Genomic DNA, 24,014 nt, shown 5'->3' on the forward strand with positions numbered 1-24,014 from the left:
TTGGGTCGCCTTAGCGCCCAATCTCCTTGAATTTCTTAGTTTGCGCAGTCAGTGCAATTTCGGTAGGCAAGCGCTCCATCGAAGAAGCGCCATAGAAGCCGTGGCAGTATTTGGTGTTTTTCAGCACGAACTCTGCGTCCTCTGGCATCGCAACGGGGCCGCCATGGACCAACACGATGACGTCTGGATTTATATCTAGGGCCGCTTTCGCCCAAGCGTCGGTTAGGGCCGGTGCCTGTTCCAGCGTGCAGCCCGTTTCCGCCCCAATTGATCCACCCGTCGTTAGGCCCAAATGAACTACGATGATATCCGCGCCAGCCTTTGCCATGGCACGCGCGTCTTCTTCGCAAAAGACATAGGGCGTTGTGAGCATATCCTTCTTGTGGGCGGCGGCGATCATATCGACCTCAAGCTGGTACGACATGCCGGTTTCTTCCAAATTGGCACGAAAATTACCGTCAATCAGACCCACTGTAGGGAAATTTTGGACGCCACTAAAACCTGCGTCCTTCACCTGATCCAGAAACTTGTCAATCAGACGGAACGGATCAGAGGCGCACACACCCGCCAAAACTGGGGTTTTCTTAACAACGGGTAAAACCTCGCCCGCCATTTCCATGACAACGGCATTCGCGTCACCATAGGGCATCAAACCCGCTAAAGACCCGCGGCCCGCCATTCGGTAACGCCCCGAATTGTAAATTACGATCAGGTCAATCCCGCCCGCCTCTTCACATTTCGCCGACAATCCCGTCCCCGCTCCGCCGCCGATAATCGGCTCTCCACGGTCCCGCATGGCGCGAAAATTCTTCATCAGTGTTGCACGATCAAACATAGTCTAAGCTTTCCTTTGAACTGGGCGGGCGTGGAAAGACTGGAAAGTCTTAACCACAAGGTCCGCAAATTCAGGGTCATTGATATTGTGTGGTACGCGAACCAATTGACGGTTCGCTGTCGGGCGCAGGGTTTCTTCCAAGGCTGTAAACAGCGCTTTGTTTGCCGCCGGATTCCAGAAGGGCTGCCCAGGAGCATCAAGCGCCGAGACACCGCCCTCGGGAAGGAAAAACCGCACAACGCCATTCATTTTGTTGAGTTTCTCGCCAATGAAGCGCCCCATCTCGGCGTTTTCTTCTGGGGTAGTACGCATCAGGGTGATTTGCGGATTATGCTCATAGAACAGACGACCCAGATACTTGGCAGGAACCGTATCTGGGGCGTTGAAATTCACCATATCGAGCGCGCCGCAGGACCCAATATAGGGGCGACCATCGTTGATCATGGCATCAAAACGGGTTTCATTCGCTGCAAAAACACCGCCTGTAACCATGTCGCAAATCTCGGTGGTGGTGAGATCAATAACGGCCTCAAGCATACCCGACGACAGCAGATTTTCCATCGCACGGCCACCCGTCCCCGTGGCATGAAAAACAAGGCAATCATACACACCGTCCAGCTGTGATACGACTTGTTGAACGCATTTGGTTGTTACACCAAACATGGTCAATCCAATGGCTGGTTTGTCCACAACCGGCACGGTTTTTTGGCGGCCTTTTGCCATACCTGCAACCCCGTTGGCGGCATTTGCCAAAACCTCGCGGGTAATCGAGTTGAGCCCCTGAACATCGGCCACCGAATGCATCATCGTGATGTCAGAAGCGCCCACATATTGTTCTGTGTTCCCACTCGCGACAGTTGATACAATAAACTTGGGAACCCCTACGGGAAGCGCGCGAAACCCAGGGGATACAACTGCCGTTCCGCCCGATCCACCCGCCCCAACTACGGCGGCAATATCGCGGCGTTGCCGCACCCAACGCTCAAACGCCAAGGTCATACCTGCAACGGCCGTGCCGCGATCTCCGGTCATAACGCCAGCCACGCCGCGGGGATGAAAACCTGCAACTGCATTTGGCGGCACTTCCGCACCAGAAGATTTGCCACTGGTCGAGAGATCCACAAGCGCCACGCGCAACCCCTGCCCCTTGATGATGTCACGCATGAACCGAAGTTCGGCCCCTTTGGTGTCCATCGTTCCACAAATATAAACGACACCATTGCGCGCCGTGCCTGCTCCCCGCGGCACCGCAACAACCGCTGCGGGAGCAGCAACAGCCGTTACGGTCCGCGCCGCTTGCGCGATAACATGCGCGGGCACTGGAGGAGACCAGCGCGTCGGCACATTGGGATTGGAGAGGTAAATTTTAGTACTTGAGGGCGCCACTTTTTCTGGTTCTGCCTTGCCAGCAGGCGCGTCATCAGGGGTTTCATCATGCGCGTGGCGACCTACGCCAAGCAACGCTTGCTGCAAATCGCGATCCGCCGCGAGAAGCCCCGCATCCATCACCCGATTGACCTTGCCGTTGACCATGATGGCCACTTGCTCGGCCACGGAGGTTGCAACGCCAATATTCTGTTCAATCACCAGAACATCCATGTCGCCTTGACGCCCTAGTTGAACCAGCATTTCCGCGACCTGATTGACGATAACCGGTGCCAAACCTTCGGTCGGCTCATCCATCACCAGCAGTTTTGGGTTCAACAACAGCGCTCGGCCAATCGCTAACATCTGTTGCTCGCCACCGGAGAGCTGCGCACCCCCGTTTGATTTACGCTCGGCCAAGCGGGGAAAAACCGAGTAAATTCGCTCTGGAGTCCAGTCACCACCCTTGGTCGCAACCAGTTGCAAGTGCTCGTCTACGGTCAGGGATTTCCAAAGACGTCGCCCCTGCGGGACATAGCCAATGCCAAGCCGTGCAATTTCGGCAGGCCCTAGTCCTGCCAGCGACTGACCTCCAAAAGAGATCGAGCCAGACCGAACCGGCACCAAGCCCATGATCGCCTTGCAAAGGGTGGTTTTACCCATGCCGTTGCGGCCAACAACCGAAAGCACGCCGGAACTCAGCGTCAAGTTCACCCCTTGAAGCGCGTGAGATTGGCCATAAAAGACGTTGAGGTCGCGAACTTCGAGGGCGTTACTCATCGCCACCACCCCCCAGATACAACGCCTGCACTTCTGGATCATCTTCGATCTCGGCGGGTTTTCCCTCTTTGAAAATGCGACCGTTGTGCATCATCGTCACCATATCGCTGACGCGCAGCGCGACATCCATGTCATGCTCGATGATGATGTAACCAACGTGGCCAGGCAGCCCCAACAGGATATCCACCAGCTCATTACGCTCGGTTGGCGAGAGGCCTGCTGCGGGTTCATCAAACAGAATAAACCGCGGTGCGCCCGACAAGGCCATGGCAATTTCAAGTTGGCGCTGCTGCCCATAAGACAGATCACTCACCATAGTTTTGCCGACATCCGAAAGATGGACGGTGGCGACCAGCTCCTCGGCGGTTTGCATCAGGGCATCCGATTTATTTGGGCGCACAAAGGAGAACCTGCCCCGCGAAACACCGCGACACGCAAGGTAAACATTGTCTAGAACACTTAATCCGTTGAACAGCAGCGAGATTTGATAAGTCCGTCGCAGCCCTCGCCGAATACGTTCTTGCGCGGGAAAAACGGTTACATCCTCACCAAAAAACCGGATCGCCCCAGTCGTTGGCGGGAAGTCCCCTGTGATACAATTAAACAGGGTGGTTTTCCCTGCTCCGTTGGAGCCAAGCACCGCGCGCCGTTCGCCCGGACGCACCAACATATTGATGTCGCTTAACGCTTCGAGGGCGCCGAATTTCTTGGACACACCGCGCAACTCAAGCGCATAGCCCGCCCCCCCCGAAGCCGCAGCCGCCCCATTTGACATGACACTCATAACGCTCATAGCGGACGGCCTCCGTTTTCTTTCTCCGTCAAAGGATCACGGTTGCGGCTGTCTTTGAATTTGGCCCAAAGGCCGAGTATTCCGTCTGGCGAAAAGAAAACAATCGCGAGGAAACCAAGGCCGATCACCAATTGAAACCGCTCGCCCGCCAACCCAAGGCCCACCAGTATATCAACGGCAAAAGTTTTGAGGATCACATAGATGAAAGCACCAATAAACGCGCCAATCGGGTGGCGAAGGCCGCCAATAACGGCAATGATCAGGATGTCGATTGCAGGAGAAATACCGACGGTACCTGGCGAAATCTGGCTCGACTGCCAGGTTAGGAGTATGCCGCCAATTCCAGCGAGGAACCCCGCAAAAGCATAGGCAGCGACGCGGTGCGCTGTGACATTGTAGCCAAGGGCCGCCATGCGGCGCGGGTTGTCGCGCACCCCTTGCAACGCCAAGCCAAAGGGGGCGCGGCTGATGTAAAGAACGAGCGCATAGGACGCAACGGCAAAGAACAGGGACAAGTAGTAAAACGCATAAGGACCGCGCCAATCCACACCAAACAGCTTTGGCGGTATGACGGAGTTAAAGCCCTGAAATCCGTTGAACAAATCATAATTCTGGCGCGTGAAATAGAAGAACGCAGCCGCAATCGCGAGGGTGATCATAATGGTATAGATGCCTTCTGTCCGCACGGCCAACCAGCCAACGGCGGTGGAAAAAACCATCGTGAGGAACAGAGCCAGCGGGATCACAATCCACCATGGCCAACCTTGGGAAATCGTCTCAATCGCACTATCGCCAAAAATGGCAACCATGTAGCCCGCGAAACCAGCGAAGGCCATTTGCGCCATGCTGATCATGCCACCATATCCGCCAAGAAACATCAAACTTAGGGCAATGATGCCGAGGATGAAGGTCCAGCCCATTAATTGGAACATGAAAAATGGACTGACGAAGGCAGGGATCACGAGGAGGATCAAACCCGCAATCCAATAGGCCGGCGAGATGCTTTCAATCCAAGAAGGCGCGCGTGCTTTACCAGCGCCAATATTCGAAGGGGTCACGTCAACCATTCCGCTATCCCTCCCTGCCCATCAAGCCCTGTGGGCGGAACGCCAACACAACAACCATGATTAAAAACGTCAGAACAACTGCGTAGGTAGGGAAATAAACTGAGCCAAACTGCTCGGCCAAACCGATCAGAAGAGCACCAAGGGCTGCGCCGGGGATCGACCCCATTCCGCCCACAATAACGACTACAAGGCTGGCCAATAGGAACCTGATGTCCTCCCCAGGTGCGACCGATTGAAAGGTGCCTCCAACCACACCTGCAATGCCGGCCAGTCCTGCACCAAATGCAAAGACCCCAACGAACACAATTTGAATGCGCGCTCCAGTTGCCCGCAGCATGTCGCGGTCGTCAACGCCTGCGCGGATCATCATGCCAATGCGTGTCTTATTCAGAGCGAACCACATCGCAAGCCCCAAGAATACTGCCGCTAAAAAGATCACGATCCGCACCATTGGGTACTTCATAAAGACGGCGTCGCCATTGCTCTTTTGCGCCGTGACAATGAAGGTTTCGATCGGGCCGGAAAGCCATTCCGGTGGAGAAATATTGAAGAAATCGCCACCAAAACCCCAGAGCATCAGGTCGGCAAAAACGATTGATAGCCCGATGGTAACAAGCGTTTGGCGCAGGTCTTCGCCTTCCATTCGGCTGAACACCAATACTTGCAGTAGTACACCGCAAAAGCCCACAACCACAAAGGCAACGGGGAAGGCTAAAAGCCAGTACCCGGTGATATCCGCCGTATGAAACCCGACATATCCGCCCAGTAAATACAACGCGCCATGCGCCATATTCACGTTGCGCATCAGGCCAAAAATGAGAGTAAATCCGCTGGCCACGAGGAAGTACAAACCGCCTAAAGTGATGCCGTTAAAGAGCGCCGCTAGGAACACTTTCTTCCTGCCCATTACAGCTTCCAACCCCGGAGGCCAAAGCGCAAAGATGAGCCAGAGCAATACAACAATTGCCAGCGCGATGATGCCGGTCCACACGGGATGAGAATTCGCAAAACGTCTCATGCCACAGTGCCATTTGTTGGTACATATTCCAAGTATTCCTCCCTGCCCCAGTTGCTGGGGTCCTCTTAGGAAGGAGGTTACTCTAGGGGTCGAATTCTGGGCGTACCCAAAAGTCTTCTAGGGTTTCACATCATCGGAAAAGCGCCCTCTGTCACATGTGCGACGCGGCGATATTCACTAGGAGCGATGCCGACGTTGGAAGAGAAGAATCGCGTGAAGCTTGCCTGCGACGAGAACCCCAAATCAAACGCGATGTTGGTCACTGTTTTGTTGGTATTCAACAGCTCCTCAATTGCGCGTTCAGACCGGAGCGTATTCATATAAACGTTTGGGGTGACGCCGAGATATTGTTTGAACAATTTGAAAAAATGCGGGCGAGAAAGGCCAACACTGCGCGCAAGATGTTCCATTTCGATATCCTCGGTCATCTTTTCCTGGATGATCCGCAAAGACTTCCTAACGCGAAAATCGCTCAGACGGTCATAGGTCTGTTTGCGGTTTTCGGCATTGTTGTTTTTCCAGGTTTCATCAAAACTAGCTTTGGTCAGGACAAATAGAAATTCGTCGAATTGAGACTGGTCTTCAACTTCCAAGAGCAATGCAGTCAGCCGTTTTACATAATGGTTCATCTCGTTTGACATGCGCACAGATGTGCACCCAAACTTGAGGGAATACTCCGCAGAAGGACTGTTTTCCAAGAACCACATCGGCTTGATGTAAAGGACCAAACAAATCGCCGTTCCCCCTTCTTCAAGCTCAAAATTATGGGGTTCCCACGGGCTCACTGCAATTGCATGTGTTGCACTTGCTTCAAAGATTTCATCGCGGACGCGGATATCCGCTTTGCTCCCCTCAAGATAGTAAATGAGATGCCCTTCACGATGAGCATGCGTGATAATGGTTTTGTTTAGACGGTACAAAGCCGCCCGTCCAAATTCCCCATGACTTACTGCGATTGCTTGGCTCATTGACTGACCCTCCCAAGTCAAATTCCGCCCGTTAAAGCGAAAGAACGTCAAATCGTTTCATGATCAAGGCACACACATAGGTTTTCTGGCAAGCCATCCGTTCTAAGAATCAGACCCAACGTTACGCCCAACAACACATTGCCGAGGCAAAAGTTAGCGCCAAAAAGAATATATGGGTAAACTTTTACGGGAACTAACGCTGTCATAACCTCGGCCAAAAAGCGTTGTCGCAATTGAAGGCTGGCGTGGCTACTTTATGACGAATAATGTGCGGGGAATAAGCAGTCTGACAAGTGATTTTCCCATACTTTCGGTTGAAAACACTGAATTATTATAGGAAACCAGTCCAACTAGATGGCTTGGTAGAATTTGCTTAATTTTACAATGAACTGTCCTTCAAAATCACGAAATAAAGCGCGGACGTAAACAAACCTGCCTTTTATGCCGCTTCAAATGAGCTTCTTTTTACGAGGGAATTCATGTTCCGAACAGATTTCAAAAAATGCCCCTCCGTCTCATGTTTCTAAACAGCCCACTACCGGTCAAATGTTGGAATTATTGCCTTCGGCCCTCCATCCTACACTATTTCGACGCGAATAGTTCCGAATCAACCCAAGCTTTCCTACCCGTTATTGCGAAACCACTTCACGGCCTCAAAAAATGGGGTCCAACACTTTATGAATCATTTCATTGGTCAGCCCTGCTTGCCCATCCACCCGATGCGCAATTGAATCTAGGATCTCTGGAGCAACTCCGAGGTCAGATAGGTTTTTGGAAAAGGGCACAGGCGCCATCAAACGTGTCAAGGCAACCTCAAGACTTTGATCTGGCGCGCCCATCAACTTCAACAGGGTCTCAACCTTTTCTCCGTTTAGAGACGCAAATTTGATCGCACTTGGGAAAATGGCATGCGCCAACTCGGGCTCCTCAATTCCCGCACGCGGGTCGGCCAGCGCCGCCGCCAAGGTCAGGGTCGGGCCGACCCCCTTTTCTTGCGACAGCGCCGCGTTCAGGCTTGCCGCCATCAACTCGCGCAAAAGGTTAAGCTCTTGATTTTTATCTATTTTAGGAAAGTTAGAAACGCATCGTATAAGGGCGTCCAAAGCCATCCCGTCGGCTGTTGGATTATAGGCAACAGCCAAATAGGATTCGATACAACGAACAAGGCTTAGAATAATAGATCGCCAAAGTTGAACAGTCTCGACACCCAAAGCGACTGTCGGATCACAAATCAGCACCGACGGCAGGCCAGAACGCCATGTTTCTAGGTTTCGAGTACAGGGCCCGGGAAGCCCGTCCACTCCAGGCACTGCAAAAAGCAGCGGCCGTTTGCCATGAGCTTGCATCAATTTGTACCGGCATTTTCGGCCAACTTCGATCGCCCGCGCAGATCCGAATGCGATGATAACGTCTGGAATGTAGGGTTGTTCAATCGCCGTTTTCGCTGCTTGGCGCAAATCGCTATGGTGCGAAAAGGTCAATTGCTGAGGTCGAGAAGAAACAGGTAGGCCCGACAATATCCTGTCGGCGAATTCCGATTCCAAAAGCGAGGCTTCTGAAACCAAAAGCGGGGCTTTGCACCCTGAACGTTCCAATTCGGAGTGAAGTGCTTCCTGCAAGACATCATCGGCAAAATGGACGCGAGTCGGGTAAGTGATGAGCGTCATGTCGAGGCGATGTCCAATGAATACGTGGAAATGGGGGTCCGGACGAGCGAGTCCGTCCGGACCATTTTTAGATTAGTAAGTCGCCTTACAAACCGGTGTGTCGCGTCCTGGAAGACCGATTGCCGCAAAGGCTTCGGCGTCAAGGCCAAGAGTTTGGTTCACACCTTCAACAACCGACACAACTTCAGTTGCGAGGCTACCGTCGGCTTGCTCGACCACTTCAACAACGAAGTTGGAGCCAACGGCTTGGCGGTTTTCGTCAAGCGTGATGTCGCCATTTGGCGCTTCCAATGTCAGGTTGCTCAGACAGCTGCGGAACGCCGCGTGGCCATCGGAAAGATCGCCCCCAACGGCATCCATGCACTGCAACATGGCCGACGACGCGTTGTAGTACCCAAGGGCAAACAGGGACGGTGATGGGAAGCGGTCGCCCTCATCAAACGTGCCTTGGTACAGGTCAACAAAGCTGGTCCAACGCGGATCGGTTGACGTGTCCGCCATCATGCCCGACGAGGGAACGCCAATCAGAGCTTCTTTCGCAGAGCCTTCGGAGTTTAGCACAGTACCATCAACCATGATCGAACCACCAATCAGGTTGGCTTCGCCGCCTGCTTGCTGGTATTGGTTGAGGAAGTTAACCGCGTCGCCGCCGCCAAGTCCGAGATAGATCGCATCTACATCATCAGGCAATGCCGCGATAATCGAGCCGAAGTCTTTTGTACCTAGCGGCACCCAGAAGCGCTCTGTGATTTCTCCACCCGCACTACAGTACTCGACTGCGAAACCGAACACCTGTGTGTAGATAAAGGAATAATCCTCGCCGATCGTGGCAACTTTTTTGTAGCCCTTTTCGTTGAACACATAGTTGCCTAAGCCAACGGACCATTGCGCGCCATCCGAATTGAAACGAAAGAAGTTTTCTGACGGTGTGACATAGGTGGTTTCCTGTGCACCAGAAATACCGTTGATAAATGTCGTTCCAGGCTGGGTTTTTGAATAATCCCGTAGAGCAATTCCTTCAGAGCCGGAGAGGGGGCCAAGGATTATGTCCACGCCATCTTGCTCAACCAATTTGCGCGCCGCACGCAACGCACTGTCAGGTGAGCCATCGGTGGAAATCGTGATGACCTCAACGTCGCGACCGCCAGCCATGTTTCCTGCCGCTGTTAAAGCGGTTGTGATTCCGCGGATACCATCTTCACCGAGTTGGGTATACGTGCCTTCCAGCGTTGCCAGAGCACCAATTTTCAGCGTTTCTGCCATGACACCCGTTGCCCCCGTACTGACAAGCGCCAGCATGGACAATGATCCTAAAAGTGTTTTTTTCATGTGTCGTTCCTCCCATCTAGTTATAACCCCCAAACCACCAACACGGGCGCTTGGGGAATGGAATTTACCGTGACTCATTCACAGCCATTCCCTGATCACGACAAGTGCGCCGGCGTAACCAAACGTCTTTTTATCTGAAGATTAGGACCGGTGATTGTTGGAACGCAGGTAGACCTGCGCCGCAATAATCGCCGAAATGGCCAGCATAAGCGTAAGAATCGTCGCAGCAACGGACCATGTGGCAACCTGATACGTCAGGCCGGACATGAGCATAACAAACACCCCAGAAACAGCCACCATCAATGGCCCTAACATCGCTCGCGGTCGTTCTTGGAACATAAATTCTGCGAATCTAAATCCGGCCAAAGCAAAGATAAAATTGGCGACGATCTCTAATGTCCCTGTACAGCGGATCAAATTTCCCGTGGATGTGCTTCCTTCAAGACAGCCATCCACCCCGACAACGAGCATGTAAAACTTCAAGATCAATGTGAGGAACAATGCGAGCCCCAACAACATTTGGGCCACCATCATGACAATCCATGCCGGACGTTGGAAGGCAGCAAAGAATGAATTGCTGTTTTCTGAGTTTACCATAAGCGCACTCTTTCTTCTTTGAACAGATGGGACACAATCGTACAGTGGCCGACCAATCCCGCAAAATCCATTCCAATGACGTTGCCTAGATATCTCAGCGTCTGACTTGTTGCTCCAATGAATAAATTTTGGCGCTGTCCGACGGTTCCGAAACGCCTCAGTGAGTTGCTGTCCGACAAATTCGAACTCGTCTCAGCTAGGCCAGTGGCCCTGCCTATTTATGCCGCAAAAAGGCCGCGCCACTCATTCAGTGCGGCGGTGCGGCTGGCCGTAAAGTGATCGCGTTGGGAGAGGCTTCGGTCCTGGTTAAAAAGGTTGTGGATGGAAGCGTGGACGGCAACGAATTTCTGCAAGGTTCTCATGCGCCTGAAGCGGATCATTGCCCACTCCCGTCGTCGAAACGGCAAGTGCGAGTTCTCGGCGCGTTTGTTTTTCCAACGACCAGTTTCCTGTTTCGCCGCGTTACCAATTACCTTCATCGCGGCGCCGTATGAGCTAAGTTAATCGGTAACTAGAATTTCAATGTGGCCTTGCGATCCCGGCGCTTGGTGAAATAGCTTTCATGCACCTCACCTTCGTGGTCAACGGCCCGCCAGAGGTAATGGGTTTCACCGTTGATTTTTAGGAACACTTCGTCCAAATGCCATTGCCAATTCGAATGAGCACCAAGTTACTGAACCCGTCTCCTCCGGACTTCAGCAGCAAACACCGGGCCAAACCGGTTCCACCAGAAACGGACAGTTTCATGGCGAAGATCAATACCGCGCTCATGCAGTAGGTCTTCCACATTGCGCAGTGAAAGCGGAAATCGAACGTGCAGCATTACCGCCAAGCGAATGATCTCTGGGCTGGTCTTGAAATAGCGAAATGGGGAGCGTTTGGTCATGGTAGAACGCTAAACCCCTTCCCTGCCCGTCTCAAGCCAGTTTCTGCTGACAACACCAGATGCCCGCATCAAGCGAATTTCCTCTGACAATGCCCGGATCAATCATAGCCTGTCATCTCCAGATATCCCCGTCCTTCATGGCTGCCGACTACCGTGACTGGACCTTCCCAATATGGGATCGACAGGCCCATCCACGCATTTGGGTTTAGGGCAGCGACGCTCACATCGACGCCTTCTTCTGGCAATGTGACACGCCAACGGGTTGGTAGTTTTCGACCTTCGACTCTACTTTCGGCGAGTGGTTCCGCAGTAAACGAGCCGTCGGAATAGGACGTGCTTGCCCCGTCGGGTGCGATCCATGTCGAGGATGAATAGAACGACCCGTCAGTTTGTCGCAATTGAAACCCCATGAGCTTTGACCCTTCCTCAAAGGAGAGCGAAAACCAGTCCCACCCTATTTGGGTGTCAGACAGAGGTTGGGATGACCATTCCCGATCCAACCATGCGGTACCTGTGACAGGCACATCGCCAGACGGCAGCGTCAATACCCCTTCGATATTAAAGAACGGCTGGGAATAGTAATAACTCGCCTGCCCCTCGGCGGACTTTACGGAGTACCCGTCGTCGCCGTGGAAGACCAAAGGTCCTTCTGCATTAAGCGACATTGCGTAGCCAAAATCTGGGCCGTTTGCGGTAAGTGTCATCCTGTTGAAATCCGGGCCTTGCAGCGCCCACTCATCAATCCAAGCATGAAAAGGATTTGCCTGCACCCCTGCTTGGCCGATCCCGCCACGGGCAAAGCGTTCGGTGGCAAAATGTTGGTCGGGGGTCGTGATGGCCGCATGGGCAAACCAAATCTGGGGCGACTGCCAGCCGTTCGTATCACCGGGTGAAAGGGCAGACCGAAATAACGTCCATTGCAGACCATAAGGCGTTCCGTCCGGTCCCGTAAGGTTTGCAGTCAGGTACCACCATTCGATACGGTAGTCTGGGTGCGGACCGTGTTCGGTGGGAAAAGAGAAGCTCGGATCAGGTTGCGGAATCGCAAACCCTTCGGCATCCGCGCCTAGGCCTAAAAAACCCTGCGCCATCACGCTCATCGGCCATAAGCATATAAAAACCAGCAGCTTAACGTTCATTTGCAAAAACTTTCAACAGGGAGGACGGTGCAATTCGCATCAGACGCAGCGCAGGCCAAGTTGCCGCCAAGAGCGCGGCTATCAAAGCATAAACCCCCAGCCGCGCATATTCCTGCGGGAAAAGGTAGAGCGGCAATTGCCAGCCAAAGGCCTCGACATTGATGATTGTGAGTAGCACCCATGCCAGCGCCAAACCAAGCGGCAATGCGCATAGAAACACTAGCGCCGCAAGGAGAACGATGCGTAACAGTTCCAACTGGCCCAAGCTTCGGCGCGTAAGGCCCATAGCCCAGACGGGCGCCAGTTGAGGCACACGCATATCGGCAAGTGTCAGAAGACACATCAGTATAGCAAAACTTGCCACGCCAAGTGTCAGAGCGTTCAGAGCGGCCGTCACGGTAAAGGTCCGCTCAAACACTTGCAGTGCCTGAACCTTGATCGCTTCCTGATCGGTGATCGCGCTGTTGGGGATGTCAAAATTTTGCACGATCTCTTGGCGCAGACCCGCGGCGTCTTGGGTCCGCACCCCAAATTGCAACACTAGGATATCTGGGTACATCGTTTGAAATACGGTCTCGGACATAACAACCTGCCCTCTTGGATTTCCATAGTCCCCAACAACCGCCGCAATGGGCAGGTTAAAATCCGACGCAATCTGCACCATGTCTCCAACCCACAGATCGGAGCGGCGTGCCAACTGCTCGTTGACGACAACGGCCTCTCCAGCTTTGACCATATCCCATGGGGTAGGCGCGGCATCCAAAAAAGCCCAGTTTTCGCGATAAGTCGGACCGACCCGCACGCCAAACAAGCGCACAGGCTGCCCCGTAATCTGAATGTTTGTCGAGAGGAGCGGCAGAACTTCGGTCACTTCTCGCAACAAGAACGCCTCTAATTCGGCACTTTGATCGGCGCTATCTGTTTGAATAAACAGCTCTGGTGCAAGCCGTTGATCTAAAAAGGCGACAAAGGTCAACCGGAAGCTCGACACCATTGTCGAGACGCCAATATTGGCAGAAGCCGCCAATAACAGCGCCATTAAAGCAAGGCTCAACCCGGGCAGCTGTTGCCGCGTGTCGGCCCAGAACCAACTCCACACTGGTGAATGTGTCAGGTTTTCGAACAATGTTATGATCCGTTCCAGCAGCACCGGCAGAGCGAGTGCCGAACCAATGAGAAGGCAACCTAGTAGAACAAAGCCTGCAACGAGACTCGTCGAAAAAATCGCAAGGAGCAATGCTGACAAAAGTAAGACCACCGCGCTTACGATCTGAAGACGAAACCGCGATGCGGAGGCCATCGCCCACGCCCTTGGTTTCACACTTGCCAAAAGCGGCATTTTTGAGATTTGCCAGATTCGGCCCGCCAAGGACATCGCCGTTCCTAGGACAGTGATCAGGAGGCCAGACACCCACCATTCCGCGCGCAACTCAAGCGTACCGGAGATTTCCGCGCCATAAAGCCCACGCAGTGTGGCGGCCACATCCGGCAGCAACATCGCCGCGATGAAGTAACCCAGCGCAATCCCCAAGGCAGCCCCGAGTGTGGCTAAAGTCAGCATCTCTACCGTGATCAGCGTAACAAGCGTTCGCAGCGGCATTCCCAGTGACCGCAAGGTCCGGATCATGCCGCGTCGTTGTTCAAAAGCCAGCCCAATTGTGCTGTGGACGATGAATAACCCAACAGCAAAACTGAGCAGACCGAAGGCCGTTAGGTTCATATGGAAACTATCGGTCAACTGACCGATGTCGGTTCCTTGCTGAGCGGGTTGAAGACGCAAGTCAGGCGCTACAAGACTCAGTTGAGGTTGCGTGATTGGTTGATCTGGCAGCAGGATAAGGCGCGTCAGATCGGTGCGCCCTAGCAGCCTTTGCACAACCCCAACATCTCCGACGGCGATGCCAGTTGGGATATTCGCGTCGACCGAAACCTCGACCACCCCTTCTAGGCTCCGCGCGGTTTCTGCGTCAGCAAACAGACCTCCTATGCGCATAAACTCAAGTGCGCGCGGCCCATCCGTCCCGTTAGTTGCCCCAAAGCTCAGAGGAGAGGTTACTGGATCAATACCCAAAATTCGCACATCGTCCAATCGCCCCTCAATCACAGGAGAAACAAGCCATCCAGACCGCCTGAGCGAGACAAAAACAGCCTGTGGGATCGCTTCGCCTTGCCGTGGGAGCAACAGGTCAAACAGGCCGTCTTCAAGCGTGGAAGCAGCAGCATCATAACTCGCACGGGCCTCGGAGTTGATCGCCTGCACGCCGGACCACAGCGCCGTCGCCAGCGCAAGGCCCGTGATATAGGCAAATAGCTGGATCGGGTTGCGACGCCAATGCGACAGCAATGCAGCCAAGCAGGTTCGGATCACGCCAGATGACCGCCGCGCAAATGCATTTCAAGGTCCATGCGCTCCGCAATTCTTGGGGAATGGGTAACAATCAGCAACGCCGCACCGGTGTCCGCCACCAGTTGCATCATCTGCTCCAAAACATCCGCAGCAGTTGTTTCGTCGAGGTTTCCGGTAGGTTCATCCGCCAACAACAGCTTGGGCTTGGCGGCAAGGGCGCGAGCGATGGCGACCCGCTGCTGCTGCCCGCCAGACAGTGTCTCTGGGTAATTTTTCAATTGGTCCGCTAGACCCAAAGCCGCAACGAGATGGTCAATATGAGCCTGGTCCTCGCGACCTGACAGCCGTGCCTGAAACGCAATATTTGCAGCAACGGTAAGGGAGGGGATCAGATTAAATTGCTGAAAAACCAACGCGATCTCTGTTCGACGCAAAGCGGCGAGCGCTGCATCATTAAGGTGTGTCAGAGTGTGACCGGATACGCGCACCGCACCAGAATCAGACGGTTCTAATCCACCTGCGATGTGCAAAAGTGTGCTTTTGCCGCTTCCGGAATCCCCCGTTAAGGCCATCGTTTGGCCCCTGGCCAACCCAAAAGTGACACCCCTTAAAATCGGCACCGGTCCATCACTGCTAGGGAAAGACTTTTGGACGGAATCAAATTCAAGTAGCATTCTGTGCCCCTATTCGCTCCCAAGAGATTGCGCGTCATCGGGTGCGGATACCCAAGTTTTACCGAAACAAAGCTAGGTGAACACTTGGTCGCCCACAACCCAAGACTTGGAATGGTCCTGCCTTGCAGGGTGGTTTACGGTTTTTTTAGGGTGTATTTGGTTCGTATACGCGCCGCTTTTCGTACCCAGGGAGTGGTGTCAGACTAATTCGAACGCGTCTCAGCTAGGCCAGTAGCCCTGCCCTTTTATTCCGCACAAAGTCCACGCCATTCTGCAAGAGCGGCAGTACGAGCGGCCTTGAATTGATCCCGTTGGGGGAGGCTTCGGTCTTGATTGAAATGGTTGTGAATGGAAGAGTGGACCGCAACGAATTTCTGCAAGGTTCGCATTCGGCGAAAGCGGTGCATCGCTCGCTCTCGTAGTCGGAACGGCAAGTGTGAATTCTCAGCGCAATTGTTTTTTCAGCGTCCTGTTTCCTGTTTCGCCGCGTTGCCAATGACTGTCATCGCCGCGCAGTAGGAACGCAGTTTGTCGGTAACTTGCACCTCGGTTCTGCCATGACGTTTCATGGTTTTCTTGAGGAATTTGAATGCGGCCTTGGGGTCTAGGCGTTTCGTAACGTAGGATTCCAACACCTCACCCTCGTGATCCACGGCCCGCTAGAGATAGTGCAGTTCGCCGTTTATCCTCACAAAAACCCTCTCAGGCATGCAAGCATGCCTTGCCGGGCAATGCATCGTCCAGGTGCCATTGCCAATTCGAGTAACATCGCATCCGACTGACCCGCCGTCTACGGATCTCAGCTGCAAACATTGGGCCAAATCTGTTCCACCAAAACCGAACCGTTTCGTGGCTCACGTCGATCCCTCGTTCGTGGAGTAAATCTTCCACGTTTCGAAGTGAGAGTGGGAATCTGACGTACAACATCACCGCAAGACGGATGATTTCAGGAGACGTCTTGAAATAGCGAAAAGGAGAGCGTTGGTGGTGTCAGACAAATTCGAACTCGTCTCGGCTAGGCCAGTGAGACTGCCCTTTATGCCGCGCAAAGACCGCGCCACTCAGCCAGAGCAGCGGTGCGGTTATTCTTGAAATGATCTCTTTGTGAAAGGCTGCGCTCCTGATTGAAGTGGTTGAAAACGGATGCATGGACGGAGGTAAATTTCTGCAAACTTCGCATTCGACGAAAGCGGTGCATGGCGCGTTCTCGTCGTCGAAAAGGTAGGTGAGAATTCTCGGCTCGATTATTTTTCCAGCGCCCCGTCTCCTGTTTGCCCGCATTTACGATGACCTTCATCGCTGCGCCATACGAACGTAGTTTGTCCGTGACGATAACTTCAGGTTGGCCGTGCCGTTTCATCCCTCTCTTCATAAATTTGAGGGCTGCGACGCGATCCCGGAGTTTTGTTACATAGCTCTCCAGCACTTCTCCTTCGTGATCAACGGCTCGCCAAAGGTAATGCCGTTCTCCGTCAATCTTCACAAAAGCTTCATCCAAGTGCCATTGCCAGTTTGAATAAGAGCGCAGTTGTTGGACGCGTCGACGGCGGATTTCAGCGGCAAACATGGGACCAAATCTGTTCCACCAAAATCGAATGGTTTCATGGCTTACATCGATGCCTCGTTCATGCAGAAGATCTTCAACATTCCGAAGCGACAGTGGAAATCTACGTAAAGCATCACCGCCAGGCGGATTATCTCGGGGATCGTTTTGAAGTAACGGAAAGGGAAACGTTTTATCATGACACAACGCTAGATCGCCACCCTGCCTTCTCAAGTCAGTTTCCTCTGACAGTGCCTGCGAGGATGCTGGAGGACAAGGCTCTTAAATAAGAGCCCTGTGTTTCGGGTGCGTTCAGATGGGGCTCGAAAACCTCCAAAAATTCTCTCCCATATTGCTAACATCGATTAGCACAGCCGCCTGAGCGACCTTTTACATTTGTTGAGAATGCAGAATCCCACGACCGAAAGACCGATTTTTCATGCGAAAGCACGACGCGAAGCCGAAGCCGCCAATCCTACCCGAGGGTATTGTACATGCCGTCAGAGGCGCTGTTGTTGATGTGGTTTTTGCGGGGACCGAGCTGCCGCCGATCAATACTGCCCTCACCGTTGAGTGGGATGTGCCAACACCCCTTATACTCGAAGTCCACAGCCATTTAGACCTCACAACCGTGCGCGCCGTGGCGTTTCAATCCACGGCGGGACTTGCGCGCGGGGTGTCCGTGCGCTCCATGGACGGCCCCGTTGCCGTGCCCGTTGGCGAGGCTGTCCTCGGGCGGCTATTGGACGTTGTAGGCAATCCGCAAGACAACGGGCCTGACCTGCCTGAGGATACGCCGCGTCGATCCATCCATGCCAAACCACCACCGTTAAGCGCTCAAACCCGCACCACCGATGTGTTCGAAACCGGCATCAAAATCATCGACCTCCTGACGCCATTGGCGCAGGGTGGCAAGGCGGCGATGTTTGGCGGCGCGGGGGTTGGCAAGACGGTGCTGGTCATGGAATTGATCCGCGCCATGGTCGAGAAATACGAAGGAATTTCGGTTTTCGCAGGCATTGGCGAACGGTCTCGCGAGGGACATGAACTTCTCACAGAAATGCGCGACTCCGGCGTTCTTGAGCGCACCGTGCTGGTCTATGGTCAAATGAACGAACCCCCCGGGGCGCGGTGGCGCGCGGCGCTCACGGCCCTCACTGTTTCGGAATATTTTCGCGACCAGAAACACCAAAACGTGCTGCTCTTGATGGACAATGTTTTTCGCTTTGTTCAGGCTGGCGCGGAGGTGTCGAGCCTTTTGGGCCGCCTGCCCTCTCGCGTGGGTTATCAGCCGACATTGGCAACCGAAGTTGCGGGGCTACAGGAACGAATTGCCTCGGTTGCGGGGTCTGCTGTGACAGCGATTCAGGCCGTCTATGTCCCTGCCGACGATTTTACCGACCCCGCCGTCACCACAATTTCCAGCCATATGGACTGCGTTATTGTCCTGTCCCGCGCGCAAGCAGCCGAAGGTTTTTATCCCGCAATTGATCCGCTAGCCTCCTCCTCGATGTTGCTCGATCCGCTTGTCGTGGGCGAGGCACATTACCAGACCGCCGAAGCCGTCCGTCAAGCGCTGGCGCGTTTCCGAGAGTTGACCGATATTATCTCCCTGCTTGGCGTTGAGGAACTCGGGGCTGCTGACCGTTTGGTCGTTAAGCGCGCACGGCGTTTGCAACGGTTTCTGACCCAACCATTCATGGTGACCGAGGCCTTTACCGGCATATCGGGCGCGAGTGTTCCCCTTGCTGACACCCTCGCGGGATGCCGCGCCATTCTCGACGGGACCACCGATGATTGGTCCGAAAGCTCGCTTTATATGGTCGGCACCCTAGAGGATGCCCGCAAAAAAGAAGCCGCCGCAAAGAAATCTGATTCTTCGGATAAAGAGGCCGTCGCATGAAACTCAGGATTGTGACGCCATTGTCGGTCATCGTGGACGAGGACATTGACAGCCTGCGCGCCGAAGACCCCAGCGGCAGTTTTGGTATAATGACGGGCCACGCGCCATTCCTGACGGCGCTCACCATCTCAATCGTCAGTTGGCGACGGGCAAAACAGGAGCATTTCTGCGCGGTGCGCGGCGGCGTGCTGACTGTGACCGACGGCACCACGGTCGCCATTGCCACCCGCGAGGCCGTGGCGGGAAATGACCTTGCAACCCTCGACCGGGAGATTTTGGCGCGGTTTCAATCCGACGCAGAAGCCGAACGTGTCGAGCGAACCGAAACGGTCGCGCTTCAGTTAAACGCGATCCGGCGCATGGTTAGTCGGCTTCACTCTGGCGCAGATAAGGGAGCGTTCCGGTGAAACCTGAGCCAGAAGATGACCCGCTCATAACCCAAGCCCGTCTGCGGCGCGAACGGCGCGACCGTTGGTTGCGCGAAGGCGACCTTTCTGTGGGGCGCCGCCTCGCCCAAATCGGGGTGCTGGGGTGGATATTTGTGGTGCCAACGCTTGGCGGAATGTTCTTTGGGCGGTGGCTTGATGCGCGCCTTGAGAGCGGTATTTTCTGGACAGCCCCGTTTATGGTGCTGGGAATTTGCCTTGGCGGCTGGACCGCATGGAAATGGATGAATGCACGATGATCTACCTCGCGAACTTGCCCCTTTCCCTCCTCCTTCCGGCCAGTTTTCTGGGCGGTCTGGTGCTCGGATATGCGTATTTTTACGCTCTGCGCGTGACCGCAGATCTCATTATCGGGCACGGCCATCCATTGCTTGCCCTGCTCTTGACTTTTGGACGGTTGGCGGGCCTTGGCGTGGGCTTTTATATCGCGGTGCGCGCGGATGGTTTTGCGCTGATTGCGGCCCTTGCTGGGGTTTTATGCGCCAAGGCGTTGATGCTCCGCTGGGCGCGAAAGGTTGACGCATGAATTCGCCGCTATCTTCCGTCGTCCTGTTTTATATCGGCCCCGTGCCAATTACGCAGGCGGTTCTGACCACATGGGCGATCATGGCGGTGCTGGTGCTGGGAGCTGTGCTGTTAACGAGAAATCTCACCCTCGTTCCAAGCAAACGGCAGGCCGCGCTGGAACTGATTGTCGACACAATCGATACCCAAATCCGCGAAACAACCGGCGCAAAACCGGCCCCGTATCGCGCCTTTATCGGCTCGTTGTTCCTGTTCATCCTCGTCGCCAACTGGACCTCCCTTGTGCCCGGATTAGACCCTCCAACCGCACAGCTTGAAACCGATGCCGCACTTGCGGTTCTCGTGTTCCTTTCGGTGATCTGGTTTGGAATGCGCAGCAACGGGTTGGGGGGCTATCTCAAATCCTTCGCAGCGCCCAATCCCGTTATGATTCCGCTGAACATGCTGGAAAGCGTTACCCGCGTCTTCTCAATGTTCGTCCGCCTTTTTGGCAACGTGATGAGCGGCGTGTTTATCGTTGGCATTGTTGCTTCGCTGGCGGGGCTTCTTGTGCCGATCCCCCTGATGGCGCTCGATCTGCTGACGGGGCTGGTACAGGCCTATATATTTGCCGTTCTCGCATTGGTTTTCATCACCGCTACGGTCGAGGACGGCCAAAGTTCAGAGCCTGACACCAAGCAGGCCCTTCCCCCAAAACAAAAGGACATATGATGGATTATCTCAGCCTAGCAAGCATCGTCTGCGCAGCTTTTGCCGTATCGTTTGGCGCCATTGGACCCGCGCTGGCCGAAGGGCGCGCTGTCGCCGCGGCCATGGACGCTATTGCGCGCCAACCAGAGGCCGCGAATACGATTTCTCGCACCCTTTTTGTCGGTCTCGCGATGATCGAGACCACGGCGATTTATTGCTTGGTTATCGCGCTTTTATTGTTATTCGCCAACCCGTTGCTAGGATAAACCCATGACAATCGACTTCTGGGGCCTTGGCTTGCAGGCGGTAAACGTCCTGATCCTTATTTGGCTGCTCTCGCGCCTTTTTTGGCGTCCGGTGGCGGGTGCAATTGCCCGACGTCAGGACGAAAGCCAAGCGATAATGGATACGGCACATGCTACGCAGGACAAAGCGGATACCGCTCTAGAAGAGGTGACGCGGGCGCGGGCCGATATCGACGCCGAACGAGATGCCGTCCTCGCCAAAGCCTCTGTTGAAGCAGAAACCGCCGCGAAGGCCGCCCGCAGCGCTGCGCGCACCAAGGCCGAGGAGACGTTAGCCGCCGCACAGGCCACCATCGAACGAAACACCGAAGCTGCCCGCAAAGCCAACGCAACGCAGGCCTCTGATCTTTCGCTAGACATCGCGGTCAAACTGTTGGAGCGGTTGAACAGCCCCACGGTACAGACTGCGTTTCTGACGCTGCTGATTGAAGCTATCGAAAAGATATCCGCCACCGATCGCGCCGCGCTGGTTGCCAATCCTTCGGGCATTGAGATCATCACCGCGACCGATCTTGGCACGGAACGCGAAGCACTCGAAACAGCGATATGCGACTCCCTTGGCGGCACGCCGTCGCTGCATTTCGTCACCGATCCCGATCTGATTGCAGGGCTGGAACTGCGCAGCGCACATTTTGTGCTGCACAACAGTTGGCAAGCAGATTTGGCACGTATTCGAAAGGCGGTGAAGGATGCCGCATGACACATCTAACTGGTTCACCACTGCGCAGAATGCGGTGCAAAGCGCCCCGTTGGGGCCGCGCGCCGAACACCGTGGACGGGTTGAAGAAATAAGCGACGGCGTGGCGATGATCTCGGGGTTGAGCGATGTGCGGCTTGACGAAGTGTTACGATTTGAAGGCGGTCAGGTGGGGTTTGCGCGGGTGCTGGACCCCGACTTGATCGGCTGTGTCCTGCTTGACAGTGCCACGAATGTTGAGGCTGGCGATGCCGTCTTTGGCACGGGCGAAGTGGTCAATGTGCCTGTGGGCGAGGCGCTTTTGGGGCGCATTGTTGATCCCCTTGGTCGCCCCCTTGATGGCAAAGGCGCTATCGAGGCCGATGCGGTTCTGCCGATTGAGCGTCCGGCGCCGTCGATCATTGAGCGCGATCTTGTGACCGAACCGGTGCAGACTGGAATTGTCGTGGTGGACACGCTTTTCGCCCTTGGCCGAGGACAGCGCGAGTTGATCGTCGGCGACCATTCTACTGGCAAAACGACGCTCGCGGTTGACGCTCTTATCGCCCAAGCGCAGAGCGATATGATCTGTATCTATGTCGCCGTGGGGCAAAAAACATCCAGCGTGCGCCGCGCCATTGATGCGCTACAGGCGCGGGGCGCATTCGAGCGCTGTATCGTATTGGTTGCCGGATCGGCCTCCCCTCCCGGCTTGCAATGGATCGCGCCCTACGCCGGGATTACCATGGCTGAGCATTTCCGCGACAAAGGGCAACATGCGCTGATTGTGATTGATGATCTGTCGAAACATGCCGCCACACACCGCGAGATCGCGCTGCTGACTCGCCAATCACCAGGGCGCGAGGCCTATCCAGGGGACGTGTTTTATATCCATGCGCGGCTCCTCGAACGAGCGGCCAAACTGTCGCCAGAGCGAGGTGGCGGATCGCTGACGGCCTTGCCCATTGCCGAAACGGATTCAGGCAACTTATCGGCCTATATTCCGACGAACTTGATTTCGATCACTGACGGGCAGATCGTGCTGGATGCGGCCTTGTTCCATCAGGGCCAGAAACCCGCCGTGGATGTCGGCCTGAGCGTCAGTCGCGTGGGGGGGAAAACCCAAGCCCCGATCCTGCGCACTTCGGCAGGCACGCTTCGGCTGGACTATGCGCAGTTCTTGGAGCTGGAGGTCTTTACCCGTTTTGGTGGCATGCCCGATGACCGCGTGCGCCAACAATTGACGCGAGGGGCACGCATTCGCGAAGTGCTGCGCCAAGCACAACATGAACCGTTCCGACTGGCCGACGAGGTCGCCCTGATGCTGGCCGTGCAATCGGGATTGCTCGACGGTTTGCCGCTGGAGGCAGTGACGGCGTTTCGCGCAGGTTTGCCCGCCGCGTTAGACAATACTGCCGCAAATGCCCTCAGTACCCTTGCCGAGACGGGAAAACTTGACCCGAAATCGCGCGAGAGTTTGATGACGGCGCTGTCCCACTTTGCCGCGTCGCTGGCCAAAGACAAGACCGAGGCGAGCGAAGACCCTGCAAGTCCATGACCGAACGTCTGGCCGATATCAGCGCCCGCATCACGGGTATTCGCCAACTCGGTGCCGTGGTGAATGCCATGAAGGGCATCGCCGCCGCCCGCGCCCATATGGCGCGCAGCCAAGTTGATGTCGTCGATAGCTATGCAGCGACAATTGCGGCGGCAATGGCAAACGCCATCGGCCCCCGCACCGATCCGCGCGAAAATTTGGACGCGGATTCAGACAGGACTGGCCTGCTCGTATTTTGCGCCGAGCAAGGGTTCGCGGGGGCCTTTAGCGAACGTGTGCTTGACAGTTTGCCCAAAGACCTCACCCCAGAAACCCTGTTCCTGATCGGCACCCGCGGCCTTTCGATTATAGCCGCCCGTGGGATCACACCGCATTGGGCGGGGCCACTGCCGTCGCATACGAATGGCATCCCGAAACTGGCAGATGACGCAACGAAAGCGATCTATCACGCGGTGGAATCGAGGCGGATTACCCAACTCGACGTTGTCTATACGGGGTGGACCTCTGGGCGACCCGCGCTCCTGCGACGACGGCTGTTTCCGCTTGATCTCTCTGATCTTCCCGCATCCAAAACCGACCGTCCCCTAACCCAGATTTCCGAAACAGCCCTGCTAGACAGCCTCGGACAGGATTACTTTCATGCACAGGTTTGCAAGGCCGCGCTGCACGCCTTTGCCGCCGAAAATGAAGCGCGTATGGAGGCCATGTCCTCTGCGGGCAGCCAAATCGGGCGTGAGTTGGAAGCGTTTCAAGCCAAATTACGCCGTGTACGACAAGAAGCAATTACCGCTGAAATCATAGAACTGGGCACTGGGGCAGCCCAAGCCCGAAAGTAGGCTTGGTGACGGCACATCCGGTTGCTCAGAATGATAAGACGCACCACAGGACCGGCCGCTGACCCAC

21 protein-coding genes and 3 pseudogenes are annotated in these 24,014 nt (G+C 54.9%); 9 read left to right on the top strand and 15 right to left on the bottom strand.

Annotated features, from left to right (window positions below; all coding sequences use genetic code 11):
- Positions 1–10: 10 nt before the first annotated feature.
- The 15 genes and pseudogenes from AB9F29_RS18860 to AB9F29_RS18930 all read right to left on the bottom strand — a co-directional run bounded on the left by AB9F29_RS18860 (position 11) and on the right by AB9F29_RS18930 (position 17,208).
- Positions 11–835, bottom strand: coding sequence for a phosphoenolpyruvate hydrolase family protein (locus tag AB9F29_RS18860; protein ID WP_369756812.1), 825 nt, complete (start codon positions 833–835; stop codon positions 11–13).
- Between the two features lie 3 nt (positions 836–838).
- Positions 839–2,980 (bottom strand): ABC transporter permease, encoded by a 2,142-nt coding sequence (locus tag AB9F29_RS18865; RefSeq protein ID WP_369756813.1) that lies wholly within the window; start codon positions 2,978–2,980, stop codon positions 839–841.
- On the bottom strand, positions 2,973–3,773 hold the full coding sequence (locus tag AB9F29_RS18870; protein WP_369756814.1) for an ABC transporter ATP-binding protein: 801 nt from the start codon (positions 3,771–3,773) through the stop codon (positions 2,973–2,975). Before AB9F29_RS18870 ends, AB9F29_RS18865 begins: the two co-directional genes overlap by 8 nt.
- Positions 3,770–4,840: a branched-chain amino acid ABC transporter permease gene (locus AB9F29_RS18875; protein WP_369756815.1), complete on the bottom strand. Its 1,071-nt coding sequence runs from the start codon at positions 4,838–4,840 to the stop codon at positions 3,770–3,772. Before AB9F29_RS18875 ends, AB9F29_RS18870 begins: the two co-directional genes overlap by 4 nt.
- 4 nt (positions 4,841–4,844) lie before the next feature.
- Positions 4,845–5,858, bottom strand: a complete 1,014-nt coding sequence (locus AB9F29_RS18880; RefSeq protein ID WP_369756816.1) for a branched-chain amino acid ABC transporter permease — start codon at positions 5,856–5,858, stop codon at positions 4,845–4,847.
- 125 nt (positions 5,859–5,983) lie between these two features.
- The gene (locus AB9F29_RS18885; protein WP_369756817.1) at positions 5,984–6,826 is read right to left on the bottom strand and encodes a helix-turn-helix domain-containing protein; all 843 of its coding nucleotides are present in this window, start codon (positions 6,824–6,826) and stop codon (positions 5,984–5,986) included.
- 653 nt (positions 6,827–7,479) lie between these two features.
- Entirely contained in the window at positions 7,480–8,493 is a 1,014-nt protein-coding gene (locus AB9F29_RS18890; RefSeq protein ID WP_369756818.1) for an iron-containing alcohol dehydrogenase, read from the bottom strand.
- Between the two features lie 72 nt (positions 8,494–8,565).
- A complete protein-coding gene (locus AB9F29_RS18895) occupies positions 8,566–9,822 on the bottom strand; it encodes an ABC transporter substrate-binding protein (RefSeq protein WP_369756819.1) in 1,257 nt (418 codons plus the stop codon).
- A gap of 141 nt (positions 9,823–9,963) precedes the next feature.
- Positions 9,964–10,419, bottom strand: a complete 456-nt coding sequence (locus AB9F29_RS18900) for a hypothetical protein (protein WP_369756820.1) — start codon at positions 10,417–10,419, stop codon at positions 9,964–9,966.
- Between the two features lie 218 nt (positions 10,420–10,637).
- Positions 10,638–11,305, bottom strand: a pseudogene (locus AB9F29_RS18905) (IS6 family transposase).
- A gap of 98 nt (positions 11,306–11,403) precedes the next feature.
- Positions 11,404–12,444: a lipocalin-like domain-containing protein gene (locus tag AB9F29_RS18910; protein WP_369756821.1), complete on the bottom strand. Its 1,041-nt coding sequence runs from the start codon at positions 12,442–12,444 to the stop codon at positions 11,404–11,406.
- Positions 12,434–14,812 (bottom strand): FtsX-like permease family protein, encoded by a 2,379-nt coding sequence (locus tag AB9F29_RS18915; RefSeq protein ID WP_369756822.1) that lies wholly within the window; start codon positions 14,810–14,812, stop codon positions 12,434–12,436. Before AB9F29_RS18915 ends, AB9F29_RS18910 begins: the two co-directional genes overlap by 11 nt.
- Positions 14,809–15,465 (bottom strand): ABC transporter ATP-binding protein, encoded by a 657-nt coding sequence (locus tag AB9F29_RS18920; protein WP_335586609.1) that lies wholly within the window; start codon positions 15,463–15,465, stop codon positions 14,809–14,811. Before AB9F29_RS18920 ends, AB9F29_RS18915 begins: the two co-directional genes overlap by 4 nt.
- A gap of 245 nt (positions 15,466–15,710) precedes the next feature.
- Positions 15,711–16,392 (bottom strand): annotated as a pseudogene (locus AB9F29_RS18925) (IS6 family transposase).
- 109 nt (positions 16,393–16,501) lie between these two features.
- Positions 16,502–17,208 (bottom strand): annotated as a pseudogene (locus tag AB9F29_RS18930) (IS6 family transposase).
- Between the two features lie 239 nt (positions 17,209–17,447).
- Here AB9F29_RS18930 and atpD point away from each other — a divergent pair.
- From atpD to AB9F29_RS18975, 9 genes are read left to right on the top strand one after another with little or no spacing between them, the layout of a single operon-like run.
- Positions 17,448–18,911, top strand: a complete 1,464-nt coding sequence (gene atpD / locus AB9F29_RS18935) for a F0F1 ATP synthase subunit beta (RefSeq protein ID WP_369756823.1) — start codon at positions 17,448–17,450, stop codon at positions 18,909–18,911.
- A complete protein-coding gene (locus AB9F29_RS18940; protein WP_335586607.1) occupies positions 18,908–19,318 on the top strand; it encodes a F0F1 ATP synthase subunit epsilon in 411 nt (136 codons plus the stop codon). The genes atpD and AB9F29_RS18940 overlap by 4 nt, the downstream gene beginning before the upstream one ends.
- Positions 19,315–19,596 carry an AtpZ/AtpI family protein gene (locus AB9F29_RS18945; RefSeq protein ID WP_082802260.1) on the top strand — a complete coding sequence of 94 codons (282 nt, stop codon included), beginning with the start codon at positions 19,315–19,317 and terminating at the stop codon, positions 19,594–19,596. The genes AB9F29_RS18940 and AB9F29_RS18945 overlap by 4 nt, the downstream gene beginning before the upstream one ends.
- Positions 19,572–19,883, top strand: a complete 312-nt coding sequence (locus AB9F29_RS18950) for an ATP synthase subunit I (protein ID WP_369756824.1) — start codon at positions 19,572–19,574, stop codon at positions 19,881–19,883. Before AB9F29_RS18945 ends, AB9F29_RS18950 begins: the two co-directional genes overlap by 25 nt.
- Positions 19,880–20,593 carry a F0F1 ATP synthase subunit A gene (locus AB9F29_RS18955; protein ID WP_369756825.1) on the top strand — a complete coding sequence of 238 codons (714 nt, stop codon included), beginning with the start codon at positions 19,880–19,882 and terminating at the stop codon, positions 20,591–20,593. Before AB9F29_RS18950 ends, AB9F29_RS18955 begins: the two co-directional genes overlap by 4 nt.
- Positions 20,593–20,838: a F0F1 ATP synthase subunit C gene (locus tag AB9F29_RS18960; RefSeq protein ID WP_039001729.1), complete on the top strand. Its 246-nt coding sequence runs from the start codon at positions 20,593–20,595 to the stop codon at positions 20,836–20,838. The genes AB9F29_RS18955 and AB9F29_RS18960 overlap by 1 nt, the downstream gene beginning before the upstream one ends.
- 4 nt (positions 20,839–20,842) lie before the next feature.
- Positions 20,843–21,577, top strand: a complete 735-nt coding sequence (locus AB9F29_RS18965) for a F0F1 ATP synthase subunit delta (protein ID WP_369756826.1) — start codon at positions 20,843–20,845, stop codon at positions 21,575–21,577.
- The gene (locus AB9F29_RS18970; RefSeq protein ID WP_369756827.1) at positions 21,567–23,111 is read left to right on the top strand and encodes a F0F1 ATP synthase subunit alpha; all 1,545 of its coding nucleotides are present in this window, start codon (positions 21,567–21,569) and stop codon (positions 23,109–23,111) included. Before AB9F29_RS18965 ends, AB9F29_RS18970 begins: the two co-directional genes overlap by 11 nt.
- Complete coding sequence (locus AB9F29_RS18975; protein ID WP_369756828.1) at positions 23,108–23,947, top strand: F0F1 ATP synthase subunit gamma; 840 nt, start codon at positions 23,108–23,110, stop codon at positions 23,945–23,947. The genes AB9F29_RS18970 and AB9F29_RS18975 overlap by 4 nt, the downstream gene beginning before the upstream one ends.
- Positions 23,948–24,014: the final 67 nt, after the last annotated feature.

Source organism: Falsihalocynthiibacter sp. S25ZX9 (genome assembly GCF_041205405.1).
In the GTDB taxonomy this organism is placed as follows: Bacteria; Pseudomonadota; Alphaproteobacteria; order Rhodobacterales; family Rhodobacteraceae; genus Falsihalocynthiibacter; species Falsihalocynthiibacter arcticus.

Bases quoted from the DNA above. Each gene is read 5' to 3' on its own strand.
- AB9F29_RS18870 (WP_369756814.1), bottom strand. From the start codon at position 3,773: ATGAGCGTTATGAGTGTCATGTCAAATGGGGCGGCTGCGGCTTCGGGG.
- AB9F29_RS18955 (WP_369756825.1), top strand. From the start codon at position 19,880: ATGAATTCGCCGCTATCTTCCGTCGTCCTGTTTTATATCGGCCCCGTG.
- AB9F29_RS18975 (WP_369756828.1), top strand. From the start codon at position 23,108: ATGACCGAACGTCTGGCCGATATCAGCGCCCGCATCACGGGTATTCGC.
- AB9F29_RS18970 (WP_369756827.1), top strand. From the start codon at position 21,567: ATGCCGCATGACACATCTAACTGGTTCACCACTGCGCAGAATGCGGTG.
- AB9F29_RS18900 (WP_369756820.1), bottom strand. From the start codon at position 10,419: ATGGTAAACTCAGAAAACAGCAATTCATTCTTTGCTGCCTTCCAACGT.
- AB9F29_RS18885 (WP_369756817.1), bottom strand. From the start codon at position 6,826: ATGAGCCAAGCAATCGCAGTAAGTCATGGGGAATTTGGACGGGCGGCT.
- AB9F29_RS18910 (WP_369756821.1), bottom strand. From the start codon at position 12,444: ATGAACGTTAAGCTGCTGGTTTTTATATGCTTATGGCCGATGAGCGTG.
- AB9F29_RS18890 (WP_369756818.1), bottom strand. From the start codon at position 8,493: ATGACGCTCATCACTTACCCGACTCGCGTCCATTTTGCCGATGATGTC.
- AB9F29_RS18920 (WP_335586609.1), bottom strand. From the start codon at position 15,465: ATGCTACTTGAATTTGATTCCGTCCAAAAGTCTTTCCCTAGCAGTGAT.
- AB9F29_RS18940 (WP_335586607.1), top strand. From the start codon at position 18,908: ATGAAACTCAGGATTGTGACGCCATTGTCGGTCATCGTGGACGAGGAC.
- AB9F29_RS18950 (WP_369756824.1), top strand. From the start codon at position 19,572: ATGGAAATGGATGAATGCACGATGATCTACCTCGCGAACTTGCCCCTT.
- AB9F29_RS18895 (WP_369756819.1), bottom strand. From the start codon at position 9,822: ATGAAAAAAACACTTTTAGGATCATTGTCCATGCTGGCGCTTGTCAGT.
- AB9F29_RS18965 (WP_369756826.1), top strand. From the start codon at position 20,843: ATGACAATCGACTTCTGGGGCCTTGGCTTGCAGGCGGTAAACGTCCTG.
- AB9F29_RS18860 (WP_369756812.1), bottom strand. From the start codon at position 835: ATGTTTGATCGTGCAACACTGATGAAGAATTTTCGCGCCATGCGGGAC.
- AB9F29_RS18960 (WP_039001729.1), top strand. From the start codon at position 20,593: ATGGATTATCTCAGCCTAGCAAGCATCGTCTGCGCAGCTTTTGCCGTA.
- AB9F29_RS18875 (WP_369756815.1), bottom strand. From the start codon at position 4,840: ATGGTTGACGTGACCCCTTCGAATATTGGCGCTGGTAAAGCACGCGCG.
- atpD (WP_369756823.1), top strand. From the start codon at position 17,448: ATGCGAAAGCACGACGCGAAGCCGAAGCCGCCAATCCTACCCGAGGGT.
- AB9F29_RS18880 (WP_369756816.1), bottom strand. From the start codon at position 5,858: ATGAGACGTTTTGCGAATTCTCATCCCGTGTGGACCGGCATCATCGCG.
- AB9F29_RS18865 (WP_369756813.1), bottom strand. From the start codon at position 2,980: ATGAGTAACGCCCTCGAAGTTCGCGACCTCAACGTCTTTTATGGCCAA.